Origin of the sequence: Bacteroides sp. GM023 (assembly GCF_014750685.1) — a bacterium.
Classification (GTDB): domain Bacteria; phylum Bacteroidota; class Bacteroidia; order Bacteroidales; family Bacteroidaceae; genus Bacteroides.
Map to the genome: position 1 here is coordinate 1 of NZ_JAAXGE010000033.1, position 2443 is coordinate 2443.

The 2443-nt window shown below is 31.8% G+C and carries 2 protein-coding genes; one reads left to right on the forward strand and one right to left on the reverse strand.

Going from position 1 to position 2443, the window contains the following annotated elements; translation table 11 throughout:
* A partial coding sequence (locus HC965_RS26545; RefSeq protein WP_191034211.1) for an STN domain-containing protein occupies positions 1–575 on the reverse strand: 575 nt, incomplete at its 3' end.
* A gap of 376 nt (positions 576–951) precedes the next feature.
* Between HC965_RS26545 and HC965_RS26550 the strand changes: the two genes are divergently transcribed.
* A complete protein-coding gene (locus HC965_RS26550; protein WP_191034212.1) occupies positions 952–2187 on the forward strand; it encodes a site-specific integrase in 1236 nt (411 codons plus the stop codon).
* Positions 2188–2443 lie beyond the last annotated feature (256 nt).

Here is a 2443-nt window from a genome sequence, read left to right on the forward strand (position 1 = left end):
TGGGCATCTTCTCCCATGCTAATTTTTAAAGGTTGTGCATTGGTTAGTGTGATTGCTTGGGAGGCATAACCGATATAGGATACTTCAAGTACATCGCCTTTAGCAGCTTGTATTTTGAAATTTCCATCCATGTCAGTTATAGTACCGTTTGAAGTTCCCTTCACCAAGATACTAACTCCGATTAGTGGTTCTCCTTTTGAATCTGTTACAGTACCACTTGCTGCGATTGGTGTCTTTTTCTGCTGATCTTCTTTATTACTTTTTGCAGAAAGTACAATATGATTATCTACTATTGAAAAACTGATGTTAACTCCTCTGAATAACTGATTCATTACATTATTCAAAGATTCTTTTGTTACTTTAATGGATACAATTCGATTAATATCAACATCATTTGTGTTATAGACTACTGACATTGAAGTTTGTTTCTCTATTTCTTTCAATGCAGTGTTTAAGGGTGCTTTTGATAGATTAAGAGTGATTGTTCGTTCTTGCCCGCAAACAGAAGCAAAAGACGAAACCAACAAAAGGAAGAATAACAAGTACGAAAACTTGTGTTTTATGATTTCTTTCATCTTATTCTTTTTAGTTAGAAATAGTTTTTAGGAATTTTTAAATAGAATCGGTAAGTGATATTACCGCTTTCACACAAAGGTTTCATGTATCTCTGTCTCTCATAATTGATAAATTTAAAGGTTACACTTAAAACAAATTCTATAAGCGCTTATTCAACAGTAATACATTTTATGTCATAACCTTACTAAACGAAGATAAGATTTTTTTTAGAAAAAAAGAAGAAAAACAAATTCCTAATTGAAAAATAGATACATAAATATTTGATAAATAGAATCTTATACATTCATGAAAAATAAGCTGATTTATTATCTTTGCATACATTTTGCATACAATTGATGTATGCCTCAATAATGTATAGATTTAAATATTCATTTTATGTTCAAATATTCAAGAGAGGGAGTTTCAGTATTAACTATATTAGATACCAGAAGGGCAAAAAAGAATGGATTATTTCCAATTAAAGTTCAAGTGGTATTCAGAAGAAAGCAAAAATATTACTCTACTGGAAAGGAGTTATCAAAAGAAGATTGGGAAAGATTGCTAAAAGCTAAAAGTAAGTTGTTAACTGAAGTACGATGCGATATAGAAAGTAGTTTTTCTAATATCAAGCAACAGATTAATGAACTTATACAAAAGGGAGAATTTTCCATTGATACTTTGAACTTTAGGCTAGGAAGACAGATAAAAGATATGAATCTGCATAGTGCTTTTGAACTAAAAATGAAAGAGTTGAAAGATAATGATCAAGCAAGTACCTACTTGAGTTATCAAAGTGCACTAAAAAGCATAGAAAGTTTTGGTGGTACATTTATTCCTTTAGAAAGAATTACGGCAGATTGGCTTAAGCGTTGTGAACATTTCTGGCTTTCGAAAGGAAAAAGCTACTCCAGTATTAGCATTTATTTTCGAGCTTTAAAGTGTATATTAAATCGCGCTGTACGAGATGGTATATTGAAAGAATCATCTTTCCCTTTCGGAAAGAACAAATATGAAATACCTGAAGGCTGCGGGCGTAAATTAGCTCTTACTCTTCCTGAAATTAAAAAAGTCATGTCCTACCAAGATGGTACAAAAGATATGGAAGAATTTCGGGATTTATGGGTGTTTTCTTATTTATGTAATGGAATTAATTTCATGGATCTACTGTTTTTACAGTATTCAAATATTGTAGATGGAGAAATATGTTTCGTGCGCTCCAAAACATCTAGAACAGCAAAACATAGTAAAGAGATTCATGCGATTATAACTCCTGAAATGTGGGATATCATTCATAGATGGGGTAATCCGAAGTTGAGTCTACAAACATACATCTTTAAATATGCTAATGGAACTGAAAATGCATTTGAAAGAATCAGACTGGTTCGACGTATTGTTACTAAATGCAACAGAAGACTTAAGAAAATAGCTCAAGGTACGGGGATTTCCCAACTAACAACTTATACTGCAAGGCATTCGTTCGCCACTGTTCTAAAGCGTGCCGGTGCTAAAACTTCTTATATTTCCGAAAGTTTAGGGCATTCCAATTTAGCTGTTACTGAGAATTATTTAGCTTACTTTGAGAAGGAAGAAAGAATAAGAAATGCTCTATTACTAACGGATTTTAATCTTTAAAGAATGATTATGCATGCAAATTGTATGTACAGTCGTTATTTCCTCCGATTTATTAATAAAGGGAATTATGAAATAGCAGGAGTGATAGAAGATTATTTCTGCTTCTATTATTAATTACAATAAATAAGCCCCATATATTTGTTTGAGTGATTCTGAGTCAAATATTATAAATCAGCTATTGCTCTAATAAGAATGTATACTTAGCCCTACTCTTATAGGTATTTACTCATAATGTACATTTCTCCCAAGCAATCAC

Bases quoted from the DNA above. Each gene is read 5' to 3' on its own strand.
- HC965_RS26550 (WP_191034212.1), top strand. From the start codon at position 952: ATGTTCAAATATTCAAGAGAGGGAGTTTCAGTATTAACTATATTAGAT.